This is a genomic window from Malaciobacter marinus, from assembly GCF_003544855.1.
GTDB classification, from domain to species: domain Bacteria; phylum Campylobacterota; class Campylobacteria; order Campylobacterales; family Arcobacteraceae; genus Malaciobacter; species Malaciobacter marinus.
This window is the reverse complement of the sequence record NZ_CP032101.1, coordinates 2,743,090-2,765,972: the sequence shown is the minus strand read 5'-3', so window position 1 is coordinate 2,765,972 and position 22,883 is coordinate 2,743,090. Positions and strand designations below refer to the sequence as shown.

Annotated in this window: 25 protein-coding genes; 20 read left to right on the top strand and 5 right to left on the bottom strand. The window is 25.7% G+C overall.

What is annotated here, in order from left to right:
• A complete protein-coding gene (locus AMRN_RS13345; protein ID WP_099309860.1) occupies nucleotides 1–1,164 on the top strand; it encodes a cation:proton antiporter in 1,164 nt (387 codons plus the stop codon).
• Nucleotides 1,165–1,174: 10 nt separating this feature from the next.
• Here the strand turns inward: AMRN_RS13345 and AMRN_RS13340 are convergent, their stop codons facing one another.
• The 4 genes from AMRN_RS13340 to recA all read right to left on the bottom strand — a co-directional run bounded on the left by AMRN_RS13340 (nucleotide 1,175) and on the right by recA (nucleotide 4,580).
• Entirely contained in the window at nucleotides 1,175–1,882 is a 708-nt protein-coding gene (locus AMRN_RS13340; RefSeq protein ID WP_099309859.1) for an AMIN domain-containing protein, read from the bottom strand.
• Nucleotides 1,879–2,121, bottom strand: a complete 243-nt coding sequence (locus tag AMRN_RS13335) for a septum formation initiator (protein ID WP_099309858.1) — start codon at nucleotides 2,119–2,121, stop codon at nucleotides 1,879–1,881. Before AMRN_RS13335 ends, AMRN_RS13340 begins: the two co-directional genes overlap by 4 nt.
• Before the next feature lie 4 nt (nucleotides 2,122–2,125).
• The gene (gene eno / locus AMRN_RS13330; RefSeq protein WP_099309857.1) at nucleotides 2,126–3,400 is read right to left on the bottom strand and encodes a phosphopyruvate hydratase; all 1,275 of its coding nucleotides are present in this window, start codon (nucleotides 3,398–3,400) and stop codon (nucleotides 2,126–2,128) included.
• 148 nt (nucleotides 3,401–3,548) lie between these two features.
• Nucleotides 3,549–4,580, bottom strand: a complete 1,032-nt coding sequence (recA, locus tag AMRN_RS13325; RefSeq protein WP_099309856.1) for a recombinase RecA — start codon at nucleotides 4,578–4,580, stop codon at nucleotides 3,549–3,551.
• Between the two features lie 189 nt (nucleotides 4,581–4,769).
• On the opposite strand from recA, the gene pseB reads away from it, so the two are divergent.
• The 19 genes from pseB to AMRN_RS13230 all read left to right on the top strand — a co-directional run bounded on the left by pseB (nucleotide 4,770) and on the right by AMRN_RS13230 (nucleotide 20,870).
• Entirely contained in the window at nucleotides 4,770–5,762 is a 993-nt protein-coding gene (gene pseB / locus AMRN_RS13320) for a UDP-N-acetylglucosamine 4,6-dehydratase (inverting) (RefSeq protein ID WP_099309855.1), read from the top strand.
• A gap of 8 nt (nucleotides 5,763–5,770) precedes the next feature.
• Nucleotides 5,771–6,661: a dTDP-4-dehydrorhamnose reductase family protein gene (locus AMRN_RS13315; RefSeq protein WP_099309854.1), complete on the top strand. Its 891-nt coding sequence runs from the start codon at nucleotides 5,771–5,773 to the stop codon at nucleotides 6,659–6,661.
• Nucleotides 6,654–7,733 carry an N-acetylneuraminate synthase family protein gene (locus AMRN_RS13310; RefSeq protein WP_099309853.1) on the top strand — a complete coding sequence of 360 codons (1,080 nt, stop codon included), beginning with the start codon at nucleotides 6,654–6,656 and terminating at the stop codon, nucleotides 7,731–7,733. Before AMRN_RS13315 ends, AMRN_RS13310 begins: the two co-directional genes overlap by 8 nt.
• Nucleotides 7,726–8,253 (top strand): GNAT family N-acetyltransferase, encoded by a 528-nt coding sequence (locus AMRN_RS13305; protein ID WP_099309852.1) that lies wholly within the window; start codon nucleotides 7,726–7,728, stop codon nucleotides 8,251–8,253. Before AMRN_RS13310 ends, AMRN_RS13305 begins: the two co-directional genes overlap by 8 nt.
• Entirely contained in the window at nucleotides 8,243–8,983 is a 741-nt protein-coding gene (locus AMRN_RS13300; protein WP_099309851.1) for a cytidylyltransferase domain-containing protein, read from the top strand. The genes AMRN_RS13305 and AMRN_RS13300 overlap by 11 nt, the downstream gene beginning before the upstream one ends.
• 10 nt (nucleotides 8,984–8,993) lie before the next feature.
• Entirely contained in the window at nucleotides 8,994–9,614 is a 621-nt protein-coding gene (locus AMRN_RS13295) for a pseudaminic acid biosynthesis-associated methylase (RefSeq protein WP_099309850.1), read from the top strand.
• 91 nt (nucleotides 9,615–9,705) lie between these two features.
• On the top strand, nucleotides 9,706–10,839 hold the full coding sequence (pseC, locus tag AMRN_RS13290) for a UDP-4-amino-4,6-dideoxy-N-acetyl-beta-L-altrosamine transaminase (RefSeq protein ID WP_099309849.1): 1,134 nt from the start codon (nucleotides 9,706–9,708) through the stop codon (nucleotides 10,837–10,839).
• A 27-nt stretch (nucleotides 10,840–10,866) separates the two neighbouring features.
• The gene (locus tag AMRN_RS13285; protein WP_099309848.1) at nucleotides 10,867–11,595 is read left to right on the top strand and encodes a cytidylyltransferase domain-containing protein; all 729 of its coding nucleotides are present in this window, start codon (nucleotides 10,867–10,869) and stop codon (nucleotides 11,593–11,595) included.
• A gap of 1 nt (nucleotide 11,596) precedes the next feature.
• Nucleotides 11,597–12,493 (top strand): UDP-2,4-diacetamido-2,4,6-trideoxy-beta-L-altropyranose hydrolase, encoded by an 897-nt coding sequence (gene pseG / locus AMRN_RS13280; protein WP_099309847.1) that lies wholly within the window; start codon nucleotides 11,597–11,599, stop codon nucleotides 12,491–12,493.
• 47 nt (nucleotides 12,494–12,540) lie between these two features.
• Nucleotides 12,541–13,215 carry a class I SAM-dependent methyltransferase gene (locus AMRN_RS13275; protein WP_099309846.1) on the top strand — a complete coding sequence of 225 codons (675 nt, stop codon included), beginning with the start codon at nucleotides 12,541–12,543 and terminating at the stop codon, nucleotides 13,213–13,215.
• On the top strand, nucleotides 13,212–13,931 hold the full coding sequence (locus tag AMRN_RS13270; protein ID WP_099309845.1) for a WbqC family protein: 720 nt from the start codon (nucleotides 13,212–13,214) through the stop codon (nucleotides 13,929–13,931). Before AMRN_RS13275 ends, AMRN_RS13270 begins: the two co-directional genes overlap by 4 nt.
• Nucleotides 13,918–14,718, top strand: coding sequence for a class I SAM-dependent methyltransferase (locus tag AMRN_RS13265; RefSeq protein ID WP_099309844.1), 801 nt, complete (start codon nucleotides 13,918–13,920; stop codon nucleotides 14,716–14,718). The genes AMRN_RS13270 and AMRN_RS13265 overlap by 14 nt, the downstream gene beginning before the upstream one ends.
• 1 nt (nucleotide 14,719) lies before the next feature.
• A complete protein-coding gene (gene pseI, locus AMRN_RS13260; protein ID WP_099309843.1) occupies nucleotides 14,720–15,751 on the top strand; it encodes a pseudaminic acid synthase in 1,032 nt (343 codons plus the stop codon).
• A 37-nt stretch (nucleotides 15,752–15,788) separates the two neighbouring features.
• Nucleotides 15,789–16,427 carry a pseudaminic acid biosynthesis-associated methylase gene (locus AMRN_RS13255; protein WP_099309842.1) on the top strand — a complete coding sequence of 213 codons (639 nt, stop codon included), beginning with the start codon at nucleotides 15,789–15,791 and terminating at the stop codon, nucleotides 16,425–16,427.
• 9 nt (nucleotides 16,428–16,436) lie between these two features.
• Nucleotides 16,437–17,162, top strand: a complete 726-nt coding sequence (locus tag AMRN_RS13250; RefSeq protein ID WP_099309841.1) for a cytidylyltransferase domain-containing protein — start codon at nucleotides 16,437–16,439, stop codon at nucleotides 17,160–17,162.
• Nucleotides 17,162–18,151 carry a Gfo/Idh/MocA family protein gene (locus AMRN_RS13245; RefSeq protein WP_099309840.1) on the top strand — a complete coding sequence of 330 codons (990 nt, stop codon included), beginning with the start codon at nucleotides 17,162–17,164 and terminating at the stop codon, nucleotides 18,149–18,151. The genes AMRN_RS13250 and AMRN_RS13245 overlap by 1 nt, the downstream gene beginning before the upstream one ends.
• Entirely contained in the window at nucleotides 18,139–19,425 is a 1,287-nt protein-coding gene (locus AMRN_RS13240; RefSeq protein ID WP_099309839.1) for a DegT/DnrJ/EryC1/StrS family aminotransferase, read from the top strand. The genes AMRN_RS13245 and AMRN_RS13240 overlap by 13 nt, the downstream gene beginning before the upstream one ends.
• Nucleotides 19,412–20,344: a hypothetical protein gene (locus AMRN_RS13235; protein WP_152031938.1), complete on the top strand. Its 933-nt coding sequence runs from the start codon at nucleotides 19,412–19,414 to the stop codon at nucleotides 20,342–20,344. Before AMRN_RS13240 ends, AMRN_RS13235 begins: the two co-directional genes overlap by 14 nt.
• The gene (locus tag AMRN_RS13230) at nucleotides 20,334–20,870 is read left to right on the top strand and encodes a GNAT family N-acetyltransferase (protein ID WP_099312724.1); all 537 of its coding nucleotides are present in this window, start codon (nucleotides 20,334–20,336) and stop codon (nucleotides 20,868–20,870) included. The genes AMRN_RS13235 and AMRN_RS13230 overlap by 11 nt, the downstream gene beginning before the upstream one ends.
• On the opposite strand, the gene AMRN_RS13225 is transcribed toward AMRN_RS13230, so the two are convergent.
• Complete coding sequence (locus tag AMRN_RS13225; protein WP_099312722.1) at nucleotides 20,871–22,847, bottom strand: motility associated factor glycosyltransferase family protein; 1,977 nt, start codon at nucleotides 22,845–22,847, stop codon at nucleotides 20,871–20,873.
• Between the last annotated feature and the right edge of the window lie 36 nt (nucleotides 22,848–22,883).

The following is a 22,883-nucleotide window of genomic DNA, read 5'->3' as shown; positions in this document are numbered from 1 at the left end:
ATGAGTGATGAAATTTTAATTATAGTAACAATATCCGTAATTATATTTACATCACCTCTACTTTCAAGAGTATTAAAAATACCAACAATTCCTATTGAAATTATGCTTGGTGCTTTTGCTGTATATTTTTCTTTATTAGTGGAACATCCACTATTAGAGCTTGTTGCTGAACTTGGCTTTTTATATTTGATGTTTTTAGCTGGACTTGAAGTTGATTTAAGAAAGTTAATAAATATCCCCTCAGTTATATTAAAAAAATCACTTTTTTACAATGTAATACTTTTTTCTTTATCTGCTGCTATTACTATGTATTTTAAACTCGGAAATATTTTTATTGTGACTTTACCTTTAATTTCCATTGGTATCTTAGCTGCATTAAAAAAAGAGTATGGTGATGTAGAATGGATAAGAATGGCAATTGTTGTGGGATTAATTGGTGAGATTGTATCGATTTTTGCACTTACAACAGTATCAGCGATTCTTGAGTTTGGTTTAACTTGGGAGTTTTACAAAACTATGCTTTTATTTATAGTTTTTATGATTTTAATGACTATATTGTATAAACTATTTAATAATGTAGTTTGGTGGTATCCTGAAATAAAAACATATTTAATGCCAACAGAAGATAACCAAGAACAAGATATACGAGTATCTATGGCTATTTTCTTTGTTATGATTGCAGTTATGATTTATTTGAAACTTGAAGTTGCATTTGGTGCATTTATTGCAGGTACTTTTATTACAACATTCTTTGAACATAATAAACAGCTACCACATAAATTGGAGCACTTTGGTTTTGGTTGGTTAGTTCCTATATTTTTCATTTATGTTGGCTCGTCATTTGAACTTGAAGAGCTTTTTCATGATGGACTTATAGTAACTGCCTTTTTAATTGTTTTTGCTATGATATTTATTAGATTAGTTGCTTCGTTGCTTTTTATAAAAGAGATGGGAGTAAACAAGTTTTTTATGTTAGGTTTATCTCACTCAATGCCACTTACACTATTAATTGCAGTAACTACACTTGCTTATCAAAGCCATGCGATTACACAATTTTACTATTACGCATTTATTTTAGCATCGATTTTAGAAGTTTTAATAGTAATGATAGTAATTAGGATTTTAACAAATTATTTAGGAATAAAAAAGGTAAAAGCTTCTTAAAGCAGATGTTTTACATCTGCTCTAATCTAAAAATTGTTACTTGACCATTTGTGTAAGTAACTTCATAATTATCAGGAGTGTCAGTTAACTCTACAACAACTCTAAAAAATTTATCTTTTTTATGATTGCCTACAGTTATTCTTGTAAAGTTTGTTGAGTTTAAGTCTTCTCTTTTTGTATAAAAATTCTCTTTTGCATGAAAATCTAAGATTATTTTATTTTGATTTGGTAATGTGAATTTCTTAAATACATTATATTTTGTATTTATTTGAAGTTTAACATTAGTATATTCAAACTTTAAAAACGGTAGTAACTCTTTTTCAAAAGATACATCTGTTCTAGGTTTTACATAAATAATCTCTTCTTTTTCTTGCTTTTTTAGCTCCTGTACAAACTTTTTAGTTTCATTTACAGTCTTTTCTTGAGCTTGAGTAATCAGTTTTTTGATTTTATCTTCTGTTAATTCAGAAGCTTTTATCTTTGCTTTTTTCTCTACATTTTTAGTATCTTTATTTATACTATTAGCTTTCATCTTTTCTTGAATTTCTTCTATGTAGATCTTTTCTTGATTTTCAAACTCATCAGGATAACTCTCTTTTATTTCCATAAGTCTTGCTACTTCTTCATTGTAAGCTTGTGTTGTTTCAAAAGGATTTTCCCTTGCACTTAAGCTTGATGATAGAATTAATAATGCTATAAATAAAGATATTTTTTTCATTGTTCTGGCTCCAAGTTTTTTAATTCAAAATACTCTTTTTGTAAGTGGGCATTCTCTTCTTGTAATCTTTTTATTTCATTGACTAAATATACCCTTTTATCTTTTAAAGAACTATAAACATCCAATGAATTACTTCCAAATAAAAGTATTGCTGCATGATAACTAAGAAAAAGTGTAATAACAACTGAGACAATTGCTATTACACTAAATTTTTTTAGCTCATGAATTTTTTGCTTCATCTAATTATTTAACAAAAGGAGTTTTCCCTAAATATTCAGCATAAGCAACTTCTGCACCGATTTCCAATAATCTATTGTACTTAGCGTTTCTTTCACCTCTTGAAGTTGCACCTGTTTTAATTTGACCACAATTTAATGCAACTGCAAAGTCTGCTATAAATGCATCTTCTGATTCACCTGATCTATGTGACATTACGCAATTATAGTTGTTTCTTTGTGCTAATCTAATAGTAAGCATTGTTTCACTAATACTTCCAATTTGATTTGGTTTTATTAATATTGAGTTTGCAATTTTTTTAGAGATACCTTCATTTAGTATTGATGCATTTGTAACAAATAAATCATCACCAACTAATTGAACTTTATCTCCTAATTTTTGCGTTAATATTTTCCAACCATCCCAGTCATCTTCACTTAGTCCATCTTCAATTGAAACAATTGGATATTTTGAACATAAATCTGCATAGTATTCTACTAATTCATCAGAAGTTAACTCTTTATTCTCAGATTTAAGAACATATTTTCCCTCATCATTGATTAATTCAGAAGCTGCAACATCTAAAGCAATAGCTATTTGCTCACCAATTTTATAACCAGCTTTTTCAACAGCTTTTATAATAACTTGAATAGGTTCTTCGTTTGATTTTAAATTTGGAGCAAATCCACCTTCATCACCAACAGCAGTACTTTCACCCATCTCATCAATGATTTTTTTAAGATTATGATAAACTTCTGATGCTGCTCTTAATCCATCATTGAAGTTTTCAAATCCAATTGGCATAATCATATACTCTTGAAAATCAACAGAGTTATTAGCATGCTCTCCACCATTTATGATATTAAACATAGGTACAGGCATAGTCATAGCATTTGCTCCGCCTAAATATCTATAAAGAGGCATATTTAAAGAAGCTGCTGCTGCTCTTGCATTTGCCATAGAAACTCCAAGAACTGCATTTGCTCCTAGTTTAGAGTAGTTATTTGTTCCATCAATATCTTTCATTGTTGCATCAACTTCTGCTTGGTTAAATGGGCTTAAACCAATAAGTTCATCAGCAATTAATGTATTTACATTTTCAACAGCTTTTAAAACACCTTTTCCTAAAAATCTATCATCACCATCTCTTAACTCTAAGGCTTCTCTTTTTCCTGTACTAGCTCCACTTGGAACAATTGCACTTTGTTTTGTTCCATCGCTTAAGATTACTGTCGCTCTTACTGTAGGATTTCCTCTTGAGTCTAAAACTTCATCAGCATAAACATTATCAATATATACCACTGTTTCTCCTATTTAAGTTACAAAATTTTTAAATATTATACAAAAAAGTTAATTGGTAATTGCTTTTATAAGATGTTTTAAGTTAGGTTTTATGAAAGAAAATATCAAAAAAGATTATCTTTTTTGATATTTAAAATTTAGTAAAGTTCTATTTTTCTTCTTCTGTAGTTTCAATTTCATGCATATTACTATCTAATCCCATAGCTTGTAGAATTTTTGCTTCAATTTCTGCTGCAATTTCAGGATTGTCTTTTAAGAACTGTTTTGAATTCTCTTTTCCTTGACCTATTTTTGAATCTCCATAACTAAACCAAGCTCCTGCTTTATCAACAATATCAAGTTTAACACCATAGTCAATAAGCTCACCCATTTTAGAAATACCCTCTCCAAACATAATATCAAATTCAGCTATTTTAAATGGAGGTGCAACTTTATTTTTTACAACTTTAACTTTAGCTCTATTTCCTATACTCTCTTCTGCTTGTTTAAGTGTTGCAATTCTTCTAATATCTAATCTTACAGAAGAGTAGAATTTAAGTGCATTTCCACCAGTTGTAGTTTCAGGACTTCCATATCCTGTCATTCCAATTTTCATTCTAATTTGGTTAATAAAAATTACTGTTGTTCCCATTTTGTTCATTATACTAGTAATTTTTCTTAAAGCTTTACTCATAAGTCTTGCTTGAACACCTACTTGTTGGTCGTCCATATCTCCATCAATCTCTACTTTTGGAGTAAGAGCTGCTACTGAGTCAATTACTACTAGATTAACAGCACCACTTCTTACAACTGTTTCTAAAATCTCTAAAGCTTGTTCTCCATAATCAGGTTGTGAAACAAGTAAGTTATCAATATCAACTCCAAGATTTCTTGCATATATTGTATCTAGTGCATGTTCTGCATCAATAAAGGCACAAACTCCACCTGCTTTTTGGCACTCTGCTATTGCATGTAAAGTTAGAGTTGTTTTACCTGAACTTTCAGGTCCATAGATTTCAATTACTCTACCTTTTGGAAGTCCTCCTACACCTAATGCTAAATCAAGTCCAAGTGAACCAGTTGAAATCGCTTCTGTTGGTACGACTTCTTTATCTCCAAGTCTAATTAAAGTACCTTTTCCAAAAGCTTTATCAATTTGCTTAATTGCTAAATCAAGTGACTTTTTTTGATTATCATCCATTATTTATCCTAATTTTAGAGTTTCGTTTTATTTATATGTGATTTTAGCAAAAAAAAAATAAATTACATATTTTTATTGCAAATTGTAAGATTTTTTATTGAATTTATTTAATTTTAATAATTGGATAGTAGATTAACTATAATAAAGAAAATATTAAGTAAAATAGAGTAAAAAATTAAGGTTTGTATTATGTTTAATGGAAAAAATATTTTAATAACAGGCGGAACTGGAAGTTTTGGTAAAAAATACACAAAAACTATTTTGGAAAAGTATAAACCTAATAAGATTATAATCTATTCTCGTGATGAACTTAAGCAGTATGAAATGGAACAAGAATTCAATGATAAATGTATGCGTTATTTTATTGGTGATGTTCGAGATTCAGATAGATTAAAAAAAGCATTTAAAGATGTTGATTATGTGATACACGCAGCAGCACTTAAGCATGTGCCAATTGCAGAATATAATCCAATGGAGTGTATTAAAACAAATATAAATGGTGCACAAAATGTAATTGATGCAGCAATTGAAAATAAAGTAAAAAAAGTTATTGCACTATCTACTGATAAAGCAGCTAATCCTGTGAATTTATATGGTGCAACAAAACTTGCAAGTGATAAACTTTTTGTAGCAGCAAATAATTTAGTTGGCGAGCAAGATACAAAATTTTCAGTTGTAAGATATGGAAATGTTGTTTGCAGTCGTGGTTCTGTTATTCCTTATTTTCAAAAACTTATTAATTCAAATGCAAAAGAGCTTCCAATTACAGATGAAAGAATGACAAGGTTTATAATTACACTACAAAATGGAGTGAACTTCGTACTTAAAAACTTTGAAAGAATGCATGGTGGAGAGATTTTTGTACCTAAAATTCCATCAATTAAGATAGTTGATTTAGCTAAATACTTAGCACCTACTTTACCTCATAAAATAGTAGGAATTAGACCAGGTGAAAAACTTCATGAAATAATGTGTCCAGCTGATGATTCCCATTTAACATATGAGTTTGATGACCATTATGTAATAACTCCAACAATAAAATTTACAAATGTTACAAACTTTAGTGAAAATAAATTAGGAGAAGTTGGAACGCATGTTAGCCAAGGTTTTGAATATAATTCAGGAAATAATGATAAATGGCTTAATAAAGAAGAGTTTTTAAATTTGATTAAAAATGTATAGGTTTTAAAATGAAAATTGCAATTTTTGGAAGTACAGGCTTATTGGGTTCTACTTTATGTGAACTGTATAAAAATCATGACATTAAATCTTTTTCTCGAGTTTTTTCTAAAAAAGAAGCAAATAATTATGTAATTGATTATTCTAAACTAGAAGAAGAAGTAAACTGTCATTTTGATAACTGGAAACCTGATATAGTAATAAATTGCATTGCTTTAGTAAATCTTGAAAATTGTGAAAATGATATTTCTTTAGCTAGATTATCAAATTATGATATTGCTATAAGTTTAGCAAATATAGCAAAAAAATATAACTCTTATTATATACATATATCTACTGATCACTATTTTAATGATAATAAAAAACTGCATACAGAAGAAGATAGTGTACAAATAATGAATAATTATGCTTTAACAAAATATGAAGCAGAAAAAGAGATACCTAAAATTTATTCTAATAGTTTAATAGTAAGAACAAATATTTTGGGATTTAGAGGGAAAAAAACAAAAACATTTTTTGAATGGTTACTTTATGGTTTACTAAATAAAGAGAGTATTCATTTGTATTCAAACTTTTATACTTCACCTATTTGTACTAATTTACTGGGTAATATTTTATTGAAATGTTATGATAATAATTTAATTGGAGTTTATAATATAACATCTTCTGAGCATATAAATAAGTATGATTTTGGATTAAAAACTGCAAAAAAATTTAATCTTGATTTTAAGTATGTAAAAAAAAGTCAAATAGATAATAATAATGTTTCAGTAAAAAGAGCATTAACCTTAGGGCTAGATGTTTCCAAAATTGAAAACGACTTAAAAATGAAAATGCCAAGTATAGATGATACTTTAAACTCTTTGTATCAAGATTTCTTAAAAGGAAAATTAAATGAATAATAATAGATTTAAAATTGGAGAAAATGAAATCTCTCATAATTCTAAAACATATTTTATAGCTGATATTGCAGCAAATCATGATGGAGATTTAGAAAAAGCAAAAGAGTTAATTTACATGGCTAAAGAAGCTGGTGCAGATGCTGCAAAATTTCAACACTTTAAAGCAAAAACTATTGTAAGTGATTATGGTTTTAAAAATTTAGGTTCAAAATCAAGCCATCAAAAAACTTGGAAAAAATCAGTTTATGATGTTTATAAAGATGCAGAAGTTCCTTTATCTTGGACACAAACGCTATATGAGACTTGCCAAAAAGCTAATATTGATTTTTTCACTTCTCCTTATGATATAAAAGAGATTGAAGATATTAATAAATATGTTCCTGCTTATAAAGTTGGCTCAGGGGATATAACTTTTCATGATATAGTTATGAAAATGGCACAATATCAAAAACCTATTCTTGTAGCCACTGGAGCTTCAAAAATAGATGAAGTAATCAATTTAATGGCTAAAATAAAACAGATAAATAAAAATATAGTTTTAATGCAATGTAATACTAACTACACAGCAAATAATGAAAACTTTAAGTATATTCAACTTAATGTATTAAAGGCATATGCACAAATGTTTCCTAATGCTATATTGGGCTTATCTGATCATACTTTAGGTCATACAACAGTTTTAGGAGCTGTGGCACTTGGGGCAAAGGTAATAGAAAAGCATTTTACAGATAATAATAATCTTGAAGGACCTGATCATAAATTTTCTATGAATCCAAAAACTTGGAAAGAGATGGTTGACAGAACAAGAGAGCTTGAATATGCACTTGGTGATTCAATAAAAAAAGTAGAAGATAATGAAAAAGAGACTCATATCTTGCAAAGAAGATGTTTAAGAGCAAGTAAAGATTTAAAAGCTGGCGAAACTATAACAGAAGATATGATTGAAGCTTTAAGACCTGCACCTAAAGGTGCAATATTACCATGTGATATTTATGAGATATTAGGAAAAACTTTAAATAATGATTTGATATTAGGATCAGAATTAAAATGGAGTGATATTAAAAATGCTTAAAGGAAACCATGTTGGATTAAGAGCCATTGAAAAAGAAGATCTTCCAAAACTTATGCAATGGAGAAACAATCCAGAATTAAGAAAATTTTTTAGAGAAACAAATGAGATTAATAGTATCAATCAGCAAAAGTGGTATGAATCTATTATTGATAAAAACTCTGCTCATAAAATGTTTTCTATTATTAATTTAGAAACAAATGAGCTTATGGGAGCTTGTGGATTATGTTATATTGACTGGGTAAATAGAAGTGCTGATTTTTCTATTTATTTAGGATATGATAACCTTTATATTGATAAGGTTTATGCCATTGATTCTGCTAAAATTATGCAAGAGTATGCTTTTTCAGTTTTAAATCTTCATAGACTTTGGGCTGAAATATATAGTATTGATAATGCAAAAAAAGAGTTTTTTAATACTTTAGGATTTACCTTTGAGGGTGAGTTTAGAGAGACTTACTGGTATGATAATAAATGGCATAACTCTTTATTTTATTCTTTATTGAGTAGTGATGAAAAATAATTTATTTATTATAATTCAAGCAAGAATGACATCTACAAGATTGCCTAAAAAAGTATTATTACCTTTATGTGGAAAAACAGTTTTAGAAGTTGTTATTGAGCGTTTAAATAAGTATAAAGATAATATAATTATTGCTACTACTGATGATGGAAGTGAAACCCCAATCCTTGAATTATGTAAAAAAATTGATGTTAAAGTTTCAAAAGGAAGTGTTAATAATGTCCTTTCAAGATACTATCATAGTGCAAAAGAGTTTGCAGCTACAAAAAAAGATATTATTGTTAGAATTACTTCTGATTGTCCACTAATTGATTGTACTATGATGGAAAAAGTGATTGATATGTATATTAATGGAGATTATGATTATGTTTCTAATAGAATCAATCGTACTGTTCCTGTTGGTTTAGATGTGGAAGTTTTTAGTTTTGAATTATTAGAATATATGTATATAAATGCAAAAGAAGATTTTGAAAAAGAGCATGTAACTCCTTATATTTATTTATCACATAAAGATAGTTATAAAATAGGAAGCTTTGAAGAGAATAAAGATAATTCAACATATAGATTAACTCTTGATGAACAAAAAGATTATGAAGCTATACAAGAGGTGTATAAAAAGTTTAATAATCAAACAGATTTTAGCTACAAAGATTTAATTACTATGTTGGAAAAAAATAGTTATATATCAAAAATAAATGAATCAGTAAAACAAAAACAAGTAAAAGAATAAAAGGAGCAGTATGAATTATAAAACTGAACAAGAAAACTTTTGGGCTTCTTCTGAGTGGGGGAAAGAGTATATTCAAAGAAATGGAAAAGAATTAATAAAAAACAATATTAATTTTTTTAGTAATATTATAAGAAAATGCTCAAATATTACCTCTATTATAGAGTTTGGTGCAAATATAGGCTTAAATTTACATGCCCTTGATAAACTTTTTAATAAAATTGATATTAATGCAATAGAGATTAATAATCAAGCAGTAGAAGAATTAAAAAAACTAGATTTTGTAAATAATATCTATCATGAATCCATCTTAGAGTTTGAAACTTCTAAAACATGGGATCTTGTTTTGATTAAAACAGTTCTTATTCATATTAATCCAAAGTATTTAGATATGGTATATGAGAAACTTTATAAAGCTTCAAATAGATATATTTTAATAGCAGAGTATTATAATCCTACTCCTGTTGAGGTTAATTATAGAGGGCATGAGGGAAAATTATTTAAAAGAGATTTTGCAGGAGAATTACTTGATAAGTATGAAAATTTGCACTTAGTTGATTATGGTTTTACATATCATAGAGACAATAATTTTCAACAAGATGATATCTCATGGTTTCTGTTGGAAAAAAGATAAAAAATATTAAGGTTTATATTATGTTTATAGGAAGAAATTTCTTGATAAGAAATAAAGTTAATAGTTTAAAAAAGTTTCATAAAGATATATAATGAAAAAAATTTATTACGGAAAACAAACAATCCAAAAAGATGATATAAAAGAGGTAGTAAAAGTATTAAAAAGTGATTTTTTAACTACTGGACCAAAAGTAAAAGAGTTTGAAAAAGCACTATGTTCTTATACAAACTCAAAATATTGTGTTTGTGTCTCAAATGCTACTGCTGCTTTACATATAAGCTCTTTACTTTTATTAAATGAAAATGACTTAGTATTAACTACTCCAAACTCATTTTTAGCAACTTCAAATGCAATACTTTATGCAAAAGCAAAGCCCGTGTTTGTAGATATTTGTGAAGATGGGAATATAAACTTAGATTTATGTGAAAAACTTCTTTTAGAAAATAAAAATATAAAAGCTATATATGTAGTTCACTTTTCAGGAAATCCCGTAAATCAAAAGAAATTAGCTTTTTTAAGAGAAAAATATGATATTAAAATTTTAGAAGATTGTGCCCATTCAATTGGTGCTGTTAACAATAATATAAAAGCTGGGAGCTGTAAAAATAGCGATATTTCTGTTTTTTCATTTCATCCTGTAAAACAGTTAACAACTGGTGAGGGTGGAGCTATCTTGACAAATGATAAAAAGATTTATGAAATGGCTTTACAGTTAAGAAATCATGGAATAGAATTAAAATCTGATATAGCACCATGGCATTATGAGATGAATAGTTTAGGGTACAACTACAAACTTACTGATATTGCTTGTGCATTGGGTTTATCTCAATTGAAAAAAATTGAAAAATTTATAAACAAAAGAAGAAAAATTGCAAATAGATATGAAAAATTTTTTAAAAAATTTGAATTTATAAAGCCTTTATATGAGTTTACTTTTGATAGTTCTTATCATCTTTATGTAGTTTTAATTGATTTTGAAAAGTATAAAATTTCTAAGAAAGATTTATTTTTAAAATTAAGAGAAAAAGGAATCTTTTTACAATATCACTATATTCCAATAAACCAACAAGCATACTATAAAAACTTAGGTTATGGAAATGAAAATACTCCTTTTATGGATGATTATTATAAAAAAGCAATTTCTTTGCCAATTTATCCAAAACTAAGTAAAAAAGAACAAAATTTTGTACAAGATTCAATAATAGAAATTTTAGAAAAAGGCTAAATATGACTTGGTTTTTATTGGAAAAAAATGAGTTTTAAAATAGTTATTCAAGCAAGGACTACAAGTACAAGACTTCCTAAAAAAGTTCTATTACCACTTGCAAATAAAACAGTATTAGAAGTAATGTTAAAAAGGCTTGAAAAGTTTAAAGAAAATATTATTATTGCAACTACAAATGATGGAACACAAAAAGAGATTGTAAAAATATGTGAAAAACACAATATAAAATATTATGAGGGTGATACAAATAATGTATTAAGTAGATATTATGAGGCTTGCAAAAAGTTTAATTTAAAAAGTGATGATATTGTAATTAGATGTACAAGTGATTGTCCTTTTATTGATACAAATTTAATAGAACAAGCAATAAAACTATATAAAACTTCAAAGGCTGATTATGTAAGTTTAGGAGCACATAGTGGTTTCCCAAGAGGTTTAGATAGTGAAGTATTCTCTTTTTTATTATTAAAAAATGCATTTTTTAATGCAAAAACAGATTATGAAAAAGAACATGTTACACCATATTTACATACAACAATAAAAAACAAATTAAAAATAAAATATTTAATAAATAAAAATAATGATTCAAAATATCGAATAACTTTAGATGAAATAGATGATTATAAAGCAATAGTGCAATTGTATGAGAAACTAGGCAATAATGAAAACTTTTCTTATGAAAAATTGATTTTAACATTAAAAAATAATCCTTATATTTTTGAAATAAATAAACATGTAGAACAAAAAAAGAGCTAATATGAAAAAGGTATTAATAAGAGCAGACTCTTCATCTTCTATAGGACATGGTCATATTATGCGATGTTTGGTTTTAGCAAAACAGTACTTAAATAAAGGCTATGATGTAAGTTTTGCAACTTTAAATTTAAAAGGCAATTTAAATAAAAAGATTTTGAAAAATTCTTATGATGTACATATTTTAAAATCAAATAATAATGAAGAGTTGATAAAAAAGATTAAAGAATTAAAAATTGATTTATTAATTATTGATAGTTATGATATAAAATATAAATCACAAAAGAGCATAAAATTAAAAACAGATGTTGAAATTTTGTGTTTAGATGATACTTATGAAAAACATTATTGTGATATTTTATTAAATCATAATATAGGCGCAAATAAAAAAAAGTATAAAAGCTTAGTTCCAAATTTTTGTGAAGTAAGATGTGGAGTAAAATATACTTTACTAAGAGATGAGTTTTATAAATACAAAAATATGAATTTAAAGCAAAATAATAAAACAAAAGTTTTTTTAGCAATAGGCGGAACAGATCATAGTAATATCAATATTAAAATACTCAAGGTTTTGTCAAAATTTAAAAATATCAAAGTTAATTTAGTAACAACAAGTGCAAATAGCAACTTGGATATATTAAAACAGTATTGTAAAGAAAAAGATTTTATTAAACTTTATATCGATACAAATAATATAGCAAAGCTAATGAAAGAGAGCAGTTTTGCAATAGTTAGTGCAAGTGTAATCTTAAATGAAGTATATTTTATGCAATTACCTTTTATTGCTATTAAAACAGCAAGCAATCAAAAGAATATATATAAGTATTTAAAAAAGAAAAAGTATCTTGTGATGAAAAAATTTAATAAAAAAAGATTAAAAAAATTAATAAAAAAGATGTAAATAATAGTATAATAAAAAAATAATTAATAATATTTTTAGAGGTCTATATGAAAATAAAAGATATAAAAGGTTTAAAGTATCCAGATGAATACTTTATAAAATACTTTTTTAAAAATAGTTTTTCTAGTAAAGAAAATCTTCTTTTTGCAGAGTTTGGCTGTGGAAATGGAAATAATTTGACTCTTGCTTATGAGTATGGATTTGAAGTATTGGGAGTTGATATAAATGAAAGTGCTATTGAAGATGCAAACTATAATTTCAATAAAATAAAAACAGATACAAAATTTGAATTTTATTTATGTGAAATGATTGATTTTGCAAAAAAAAATAAAGATTTACAAATTGATGTATTGCTTTTACCAAATGTTGTAAATTACATAAAAAAAGAGCAACTTCTTGAGTTTTTTAATATAATGCTTTTAAATAACAATATAAAAAAAGGTGCTTCTTTTTTTATAAGATGTAGAGAACTAAAAGATTTTAGACTTGGAATAGGAGAAAACTTAGGAGAAAATACATATTTAATGCCAAAAGATTATGATATTACTTCAGAAGCCTCTTGTGTAAATAAATTTTATAGTGAATATGAACTGATTGAAATGCTAAAAAAGAGTTTAAATTTGAAAGAGTATTTTATTTTTCATAATGAGTTTCAAAATTTACAAAAAGATAATACTTTAGTTTTTAATTCAGATATTATTTTGTGGGGAGTGATAAATTGAAATTAGCAATAATGCAACCCACTTTTAATCCATGGCTTGGATATTTTGACTTAATTGATTATGTTGATGAGTTTGTTTTTTTAGATACAGTTCAATTAGCAAGAAGAAGTTGGCAAGTTAGAAATAAACTGAAAGTAAATAATAAAGAGTATATGTTTTCTTTACCTATTAAAAAAGAGAAATCAAGAGATGAAACAATCTTAAAAGATACAAGAATAAGTTTTGAAAACTATGATTTTATTTCAAAAATAAATACTCTTCTTTTAAAAAACTATAAAAAAACAAAATATTTTAATGAATTACAAGAGAAAATTTTGAATATACTCTCTTATAAAACTGAATATTTATGTGAGTATAATATCAATTTTATAAAGGAAGTTTCAAAGCTTTTAGATATAAATACTTCTTTTAGTAAATCATCAAATTTAGAAAATCTAGAGGGTAATAAAGGTGATTTGATATTAAATATTTGTTTAAATAAATCTTGCAAAGAGTACATCTCAGCTTTGGGTTCAAAAGAGTATTTAAATAAATATTTAGAAAAATTTAAAAAGAATAATATAGACATTTTTTATCAAGATTATAAGCATCCTCCTTACAATCAAATAGGAGAGAATTTTATTTCTCAACTTGGAATACTTGATTTACTATTTAATGAGGGATTAGAAGCTTCAAAGCAGATAATATTAAAAGGAAGATATTTTGTCAATAATTAAAGCAAAATCTTTTCTTCATGAATATAAAATAAGAGCAAAAGATAAGGATATAAACTCTTTATCAGGTAGGCAAGGAAGAGCTGACTTAACATATTTTGTAAATATGAATATTTTCAATAGTTTAAATATTCAAGAGAATGAAGCAATTTTAGATATTGGTTGTGGTGATTTGACTTTTTTTAAAATCGTTGAAAAAAACTTTAATAATTGTACTTTAGAAGGTATTTTACCAACAAATGAAGAGATAGAAAAAGTAAATAAAGAGATTAATTTTAAAGAGTATAAAAATAAGACTCAGATTTCAAAAGCGTTTTCTTTTAAACTTCCTTTTTGTGATAATAAATTTGATAAAGTTGTTATAAATGGAGTTTTATTATTACTTAGCAAAGAAGAAGTTGATAAAACTTTAAACGAAATAAGTAGAGTTTCAAAAAATAATGCAACTATTTATATTGGTGAATTGCCTTTTGTTGATGAGTTTAAAGATAAATCATATGGAAATTCAATAATTAAATGGTTATTTTATGGTTTAAAAAATAGAGGATTTAGATATTTTTTTAATAGTTTAAAAACAGTATTTATTTCATTGTTTTCTAAAAAGCAAATGATTTTAGGAGTAAAAGAGCACTATTTTATAAATAAAGAGGATTTTATAAAAAAAGCAAAAAAGTATGATTTGCTACTAAAAGAGTGTTTTTTTAATAAACAAATTGATGTTAATAAAAATATCATAAACTCTTCTACAAGGTATGATTATATTTTTAAAATAGAGAAAAAAAGAGATTAATATGAAAATTGGAAACTTTAATTTAAAAGAAGATGGAACATTTATTATTGCTGAATTAAGTGCAAATCATAATGGTAGTTTACAAAATGCACTTGATACTATAAAAGCAGCAAAAGAGGTTGGGGCAAATGCAATTAAACTTCAAACATATACAGCTGATACTTTAACATTAAATTCAAATAGAGAGGATTTTGTGATTAAAGGTGGTACTTTATGGGATAATAAAACTTTGTATGAACTTTATGAAGAGGCATATACTCCATGGGAATGGCATAAAGAACTATTTGAGTATGCAAGAAGTTTAGATCTTGATATTTTTTCAACTCCCTTTGATAAAAGTGCAGTAGATTTTTTAAAACAGTTTAATCCAAGTGCATACAAAATAGCTTCTTTTGAAATAACAGATTATGCATTAATAGAATATACTGCAAAACAAAAAAAACCAATAATAATTTCAACAGGTATTGCCACATTGCAAGAGATACAAGATGTTGTTGATATTTGTAGAAGTGTAGGAAATGAAGAGATAATCTTATTAAAGTGTACAAGTGCTTATCCTGCTGCTTTAGAAGATGCAAATTTGAAGACAATTGCAAACTTAGCAGAAACTTTTGGTGTAATTTCTGGTTTTTCTGATCATACAATAGGTTCAACAGCACCAGTTGTTGCTGTAACATTGGGTGCAAAAGTTATTGAGAAACATTTTATTTTAGATAAAAGTATTGGTGGACCTGATTTAGAGTTTTCAATGGATAAAGAAGAGTTTAAACACATGGTTAAGTGTATAAAAGATACTGAAAAATTACTTGGAAAAGTAAGTTATGAAATGACAGAAAAAAAGATTAAAAATAGAGTTTTTTCAAGAAGTTTATATGTTTCAAAAGATATAAAAAAAGGTGATGAATTTACCCTAGAGAATATTAAAAGCGTAAGACCTGGTTTTGGTTTGCATCCTAAGTATTTAAAAGATTTACTTGGACAAAAATCAACAAAAGATTATAAGTTTGCAGATAGAGTTAAGCTAGATTTATAAGCTTTTAAAATATAGATTTAATTATTAGGAATACTTTATGGAAAAAAACTTTCAAAGACAAACTTGGGAAGATGAGTTTGGTAAAGAGTATCTTCAAAGAAATATTTATACTCCAAAACACTTAGATGAGTTTTATGAAAATAGATATACACTTTCAAGAACAGATTTAAATAATAGATTTTTAAAAAATATAAATAAAGATGCGAAAATCTTAGAAGTAGGTACAAATATTGGTAATCAATTATTGCATCTACAAAGTATGGGATTTAAAAATCTTTATGGAATAGAGATTCAAGAAAGAGCTATAAATTTTGCAAAAAAAAGAGCAGATAATTTAAATATAATAAAAGGTGATGCATTAGATATACCTTTTAAAGATGCTTATTTTGATTTAGTTTTTACAAGTGGAGTTTTGATTCATATCTCTCCTGATAATATAAATTTTGCAATTGATGAGATATATAGAGTAACAAACTCTTATATTTGGGGATTTGAGTATTATGCAAAGGAATATACTGATTTGATGTACCAAGGTAATAAAAATTTGATGTGGAAAGCAGATTTTATGAAACTTTATAAAGAAAGAAAAAAAGATTTAGTAAAATTAGATGAATTAAAAGTTTCATATACTGATGATAAAAATTTAATTGATCAAATGTTTTTATTACAAAAATAAAGGGCTATTATGAATATTAATGTATCTATTGAAGCTAGAATGACATCTTCAAGATTACCAAAAAAAGTTTTAAAACCTCTTGGAAATAGTACAGTGTTAGAAGTAATGATAAATAGAGTTTTAAAATGTAAACTTGTAAATAAAATAATTGTTGCAACTACAATTAATAAAGAAGATGATGGAATAATAAATCTTTGTGAAAAGAAAAATGTTGAATATTTTAGAGGAAGTGAAAATAATGTTTTCCAAAGAGTTTTACAAGCCCATGAAAAATTTGAAACAGATATAATTGTTGAGTTAACAGGAGATTGCCCTTTTATTGAACCAAGACTTATTGATGAGGCTATTGAGTTTTATTTAAACAATGACTATGATTATGTAAGTAATAGCATAAAAAGTACATTTCCTGTTGGGATGTCTATTCAAGTTTACTCTTTAAAAGCATTGCAAGAAGTATCAAAAAAAGAGTTAACTTCTATGGATATAGAGCATGTAACTCCTGAGTTTTATACTACAAAGCGATTTAAAACTTATAATATTGAAGCACCAAAAAATTTATATTTCCCCGAGTTATCTGTAACTTTAGATACAAAAGAAGATTATGAAATAATAACTAAGATAATGAATCATTTTAAAAATGATTATTTTACTATTGAAGAGATGATATCTTATGTAAGAAAGAACCCTAAGTTATTACAAATAAATAGTAGTATAAAAAGAAAAGGACTAAGTTAATGTTGAATGTTGCAGTGATTGGACTTGGTAATATCTCTTTACTTTTTGATTATGATAAAAACTCTAAAACTGCATATTCACATATAAAAGCTATATATTTACATAAAGAGTTTGAATTAAAATATGTAGTAGATATAGATGAAAAAAATTTATCAAAAGTAAAAGAGTTTTACAATGATGTTATTTTTTATAATGATTATGAAAAATTAATTGATAAGAAAGATATTGATATTTTAGTTGTTGCTACACCTACTAATACTCACTTTAAAATATTAAATAGTTTTAAAAATCATAAAAGTATAAAAAAGTTTTTGATGGAAAAGCCTCTTTTTTCAAATAAAAAAGAGTATGAGATTTTAGATGATTTTTTCAAAGATAAAATAGTTGTAAATTATACTAGAAGATTCCAAGAGCCAATAAAAAGATTAAAAGATAGTATTGAAAATAGAAGTTTAGAAAATTTACAAAAAATCAATTTAAATTATGTGAAAGGTTTAAAAAATAATGGTTCACATTTTATTGATTTGATTAACTATTTATTCTCTAATCCAAAACTATTAGATATAAAAATACTTGATGAAACAATTGGTTTTAATGATGAAGATAAATCCTATGATGTCTTTTTTAAGATTAAATATGATGAGAAGATTATTCCTGTATATTTTATTGCTTTAGATCATACAAAATACAATATTATTGAATTAACTCTTTATTTTGATAATCAAGTTGTAAATTATATAAATAGTGAACAAACAATTTATTATAAAAAAATTGTAGATAGCATAGAGTATAAAGGATATAAGTTTATAGATAAAGAAGCTTACAAAAAAGAAAAAATCTCAGAAAAACTAATCTATAATGTTTATGATGAAATATTTTTACAAATAAAACAAAATAGACAAAACTGCGCTTCTTTTAAAAAAGAACTAAAAAACTTAGAATTTATAACAAATATTCTAAATAGTAAGGAAAATAGATGCCAAAATTAGCTATTAATGGTGGAACTAAAATAAGAACAAAGTTGTTTCCTAGATATAATAATATAAATGAAAATGAAATTGATGAAGTTGTAAAAGTTATGAAAAAAGGTATTTTATCAAAATACTTAGGTGCTTGGCATGAAGATTTTTATGGGGGAGAAAAAGTTCAAGAGTTTGAAAAAGCTTGGAGTGAATATTTTAATATTAAACATAGTATCTCTGTAAATTCAAATACTTCTGGCTTAATAACAGCCTTAGGTGCTTGTGGAATTGGTCTTGGTGATGAGGTCATTGTTTCACCATACTCAATGTCAATTTCCGCAAGTGCTCCTTTATTTTGGAATGCAACTCCTGTATTTTGTGATTTAGAAGCTAATACTTACTCTTTTTGTATTAAATCCTTAAAAAAAGCTATTACAAAAAATACTAAGGCAATAGTTGTTGTACATATTTTTGGTTGTCCTTCTAATATGAAAGAGATACTAGAAGTTGCAAAAGAGCATAATTTATATGTAATTGAAGATTGTGCACAAGCTCCAGGAGCAAAATATGATGAAAAGTATGTTGGAACTCTTGGTGATATTGGAGTTTTTAGTCTAAATTATCATAAACATATTCATACAGGTGAGGGTGGAGTTTGTGTTACAAATAGTGATGATTTAGCTAATAAAATGCAACTAATTAGAAATCATGCAGAATCAGTTGTAGAAAATAAAGGTGAAACACAACTTTCAAATATGCTAGGCTTTAATTTTAGATTGACTGAAATTCAAGCAGCCATTGGAATAGAGCAGTTAAAAAAACTACAAAGTGAGTTAGAAGTAAGACAAAAGTATGCAAAAATGTATGATGAGGCTTTAGGAAAATATCCTTTTATAAAGACAACAAAATTAGAAAATAGAACACACTCTTATTATGTGCAAGCATTTGAGTTTTTAGAAGATATTGCAAAAGTTTCAAGAGATAAATTTATTATGGCTGTAAAAGCAGAACTAGAACCAGTGCAAGATAGAGAAAATGAAGGTGTACCAATAGGACAAGGTTATGTAAAACCTATCTATTTACTTCCTATGTTTCAAAATAAAATTGCATATAATAAACAAAACTTTGCTTTTAAAGATGAAATTTCATATGAAAAAGGAATTTGTCCAAATGTAGAAAAATTTCATTATAAAACTTTGTGGACACATGATTTTACTAGAAGTCCTTTAAGCAAAGAAGATGTAAAAGATGTAATTAATGCTTATGTAAAAGTTTGTGAAAATTTAGATGAACTCAAATAGTGAAATAAAAGTCTTTTCCTATGATGCAGGAGGAGCTAATTTGACCATGGCTTATGCATATTATATGCATGAAAAAGGTTACATTGTAAAGTGTTATCCTAAAGGTCCTGCTTTAAAAATATTTAAAAGACATATTTCTTTTTTGATTGATGAAAATGAAAATATTTTTAAAAAAGATGATATTGTTATTATTGGAACATCTGGTATTCACTCTGATTATGAAATAGAAAAATTAATAGAGGCAAAAAAACTAGGATTAAAAGTAAAATGTTTTTTAGATTCAATTTTAAACTTAAATATAAGATTTTCTATTAATAATAAATTTATAGATAGAAAGTATTTACCTGATATTATTTATTATGATAATAAAGTAGAATTAATCAATGAAGATATTAAGCAAAGAATACAATTTCATGAAAATTTGTATTTAAAATATATAAAAGAGGTCTTTTATGCTAAAAAATTAAAAACATCAAATAATTTAATACTTGAAAATAGAGGTAAATACGCACTTTTTTTATCAGAATATATATATGAACTATATGGAGATAAGTTTGGCTTTACAGAGTATGATAGTATAATTAATCTTTTAGATGCAATATCTAGTGTAGACTTAGATATTATACTTTTTATTAAATTTCATCCTGCAGAAGATATGAAAAAGTTTGATAAAATATTAAAAAAATACTCTTTTGTTAAAATATATAAAGGTGGATTTGATATACATGAAGTTTTATACAATAGTAAAATAGTATTTGGTATAGACTCTTCTGTATTTAAGGAATCTTTATTGTTAAATAAACAAACATATAGTTTGCAAATTGATGCAAAAGAAAGAATTGATGTAATTGAAAATGTTGATATTTTAGAAACAAAAGCACAATTAGAAACCATATTAAGGAATACATATGAAAAGTAAATTTTTAGAATCGCAAAGATTATATTTAAGACCACTTTGTATAGAAGATGCAAATACAAATTATGTAAATTGGCTAAATGATGAGGAAGTATGTAAGTTTAATGCACATCATAGATTTGTAAATACTAAGGAAAAAACACAAGAGTATATACAAAAGATTAATTCCTCAAATAATAATCTTGTTCTTGCTATTTGTTTAAAAGATAACAATCAACATATTGGTAATGTAAGTATTCAAAATATAAACTTTATTGATTCTAATGCAGAGTTTGCAATTATCATGGGAGAAAAGAAGTATCATGGAAAAGGTTTTGCTTATGAATCATCAAAGTTGATTATAGAACATGCTTTTAATAGTTTAAATTTACATAGAATTTATTGTGGAACAAGTCAAGAAAATATTTCAATGCAAAAACTTGCAAAAAAACTTCATATGAAAGAAGAAGGTATTTTAAAACAAGCAATATTTAAAAATGGAAAGTACTTAGATATAAAATTGTATGCAATAATAAAAAATCAAGAATAACTATTCTTGATTTATTATTACTTTTAGATCTTTTAATACTAAAATAGTAGAATCACACCAGTATCTTTTAACTTCAGATAAATTCTTTTGAGTATATAGTTGGTTTTGTTTTAAGTTTAAAAAGAAGTTTACATAAATATCTACTAACTCAATATATTTTAAAAATACATTTGCAAACATAGCGTTACTCATATGTTTTTTTTGCTGTAAAATCCAAATCATAATATCTAGTTTTTTTTGTAAGAAATCATCTCTTGAAGAGATTTTTGTTTTTTTAAATTTATTAACTTTAGTTATTATTCCACTTAATACTTTTGCATCATCTTCAAAATCAATATTTTCTACAGTACAACTTATATTATCTAAAATCTCTTTTACATTAAAATCTTTTTTTTCTAGGGTTTGTAGGTCAATATCTTTTATATCTAAAGGTATAAGACCTTCCATAAATGCACCATCTGATAGATTATAAGCTTTTAAAGTTTTTTTTGTTTCTTCATCTAAACTATGGATAAATAACTCATAGTCTCTTTTAAAAGTCAAAAGAGTTCTATTTGATTTTATTTTTTCTCTTAAATTTCCTTTTACTTCTAAAATATCATAATCAGAAACTATATTATCATCAATTATATGTTTTTCTTCTATAAGATCAGATATTTCATGTGAGCTATCACTTGCATATCTATCTCCTGTTTCTTGATTAAATGCTGCATCATTTCCAACTAAATATAGTTCATTTGCTTTTAAAAATACAGACATGGCAAATGAGAAAGTACCAACATTTGGAAGAGAAAAAGAGTATCCTAACTCTTCACATACAGGATATACTTGTGAAAAATAATAATTTAAATGCTCTACTTTTTTTAATACACTCTCTTCTTGTTGAGAAAGGAAGATAATAGCACTATTTTTTAAGAAGTTCTTATCCTCTGTTTTAAGAAATTTTCCACATTCAGGTGAGGGGTCAATAGAGACTACTATATCAGGTACAATACTATTTTTTTCTAATTTTTTTAAGATCACATCAACACAAACAATTACAAATCTATCTTGATATTTTTTTATCCATTCTAAATGATTATCAACAGATGGACCAGCACTTATTATTAGTACTTTTTTATTTTTTAAGGGCAATGTATCTTTTATTAATTGCTTTTTTATGAACTTCTCTTTATCTTTCATAAATCTAATAGTTCTATAAAGAACTTTTAAAACTACTCCAAAAGGAAAAGATGCAGGATGGTTAGTTGAGTAATAACTAATAAGTTCATCTAAAATATATTTATAATCTATCCAAAAAAGATGGTGCTTGATGTTATAGTTCATATAGTTGTGATGATGGGTGAACTCTTCAATGGTTTTTTCTCTTTGTATTGGTGTTTCACAAATTGATAGAAATAACTTTTTATTTCCTTGTTCAAAAACTGTATAATCAGTAGTAAATAAAGTAAGTCTAAAAAGTTCAAGTTCAGGCTCAATTATCAAAGTATTCATAGAGTTTACTTTTTTATAAACTTCATTTAAGTGAACTCCAGCACCAACACCAATAAAGATAAATTTATATATTTTTGAGAAAGTAACATTTGTAAAATCAACTTTATGATTTATATAATTAGCCAATGTTGCTACAATTCCTAAAGAGTGCATAATGGCTAGTTTTTTATTTCGTGGATCAATTCTTAATAAATCTAAAGAGTTATCTTTTGTAAAATTAGTTAACTCAGCTCTTTTATCTGCTTCTTCATAGCTATTAAAATCATAAAGAAATTTATCTTTTGTGTGGTCAAAAATATCAAAATAACCACCTTCTTTTATATACTCTAAAGTATATCTTTCTTTATGATTTTGTTCTTCAATATCTTTTGATAGTTTTTGTACTTTTTTATAAGTATTAGGATGTTTTTTTTCTAAAAATTCCATATTCTTTAAATATAAATTAAAAAGTGTTTGAGTTAAATTATCTAGTTCTTCTTGCATATAAAGCCTTATTGTAAGATAGTTTAATTTTACATT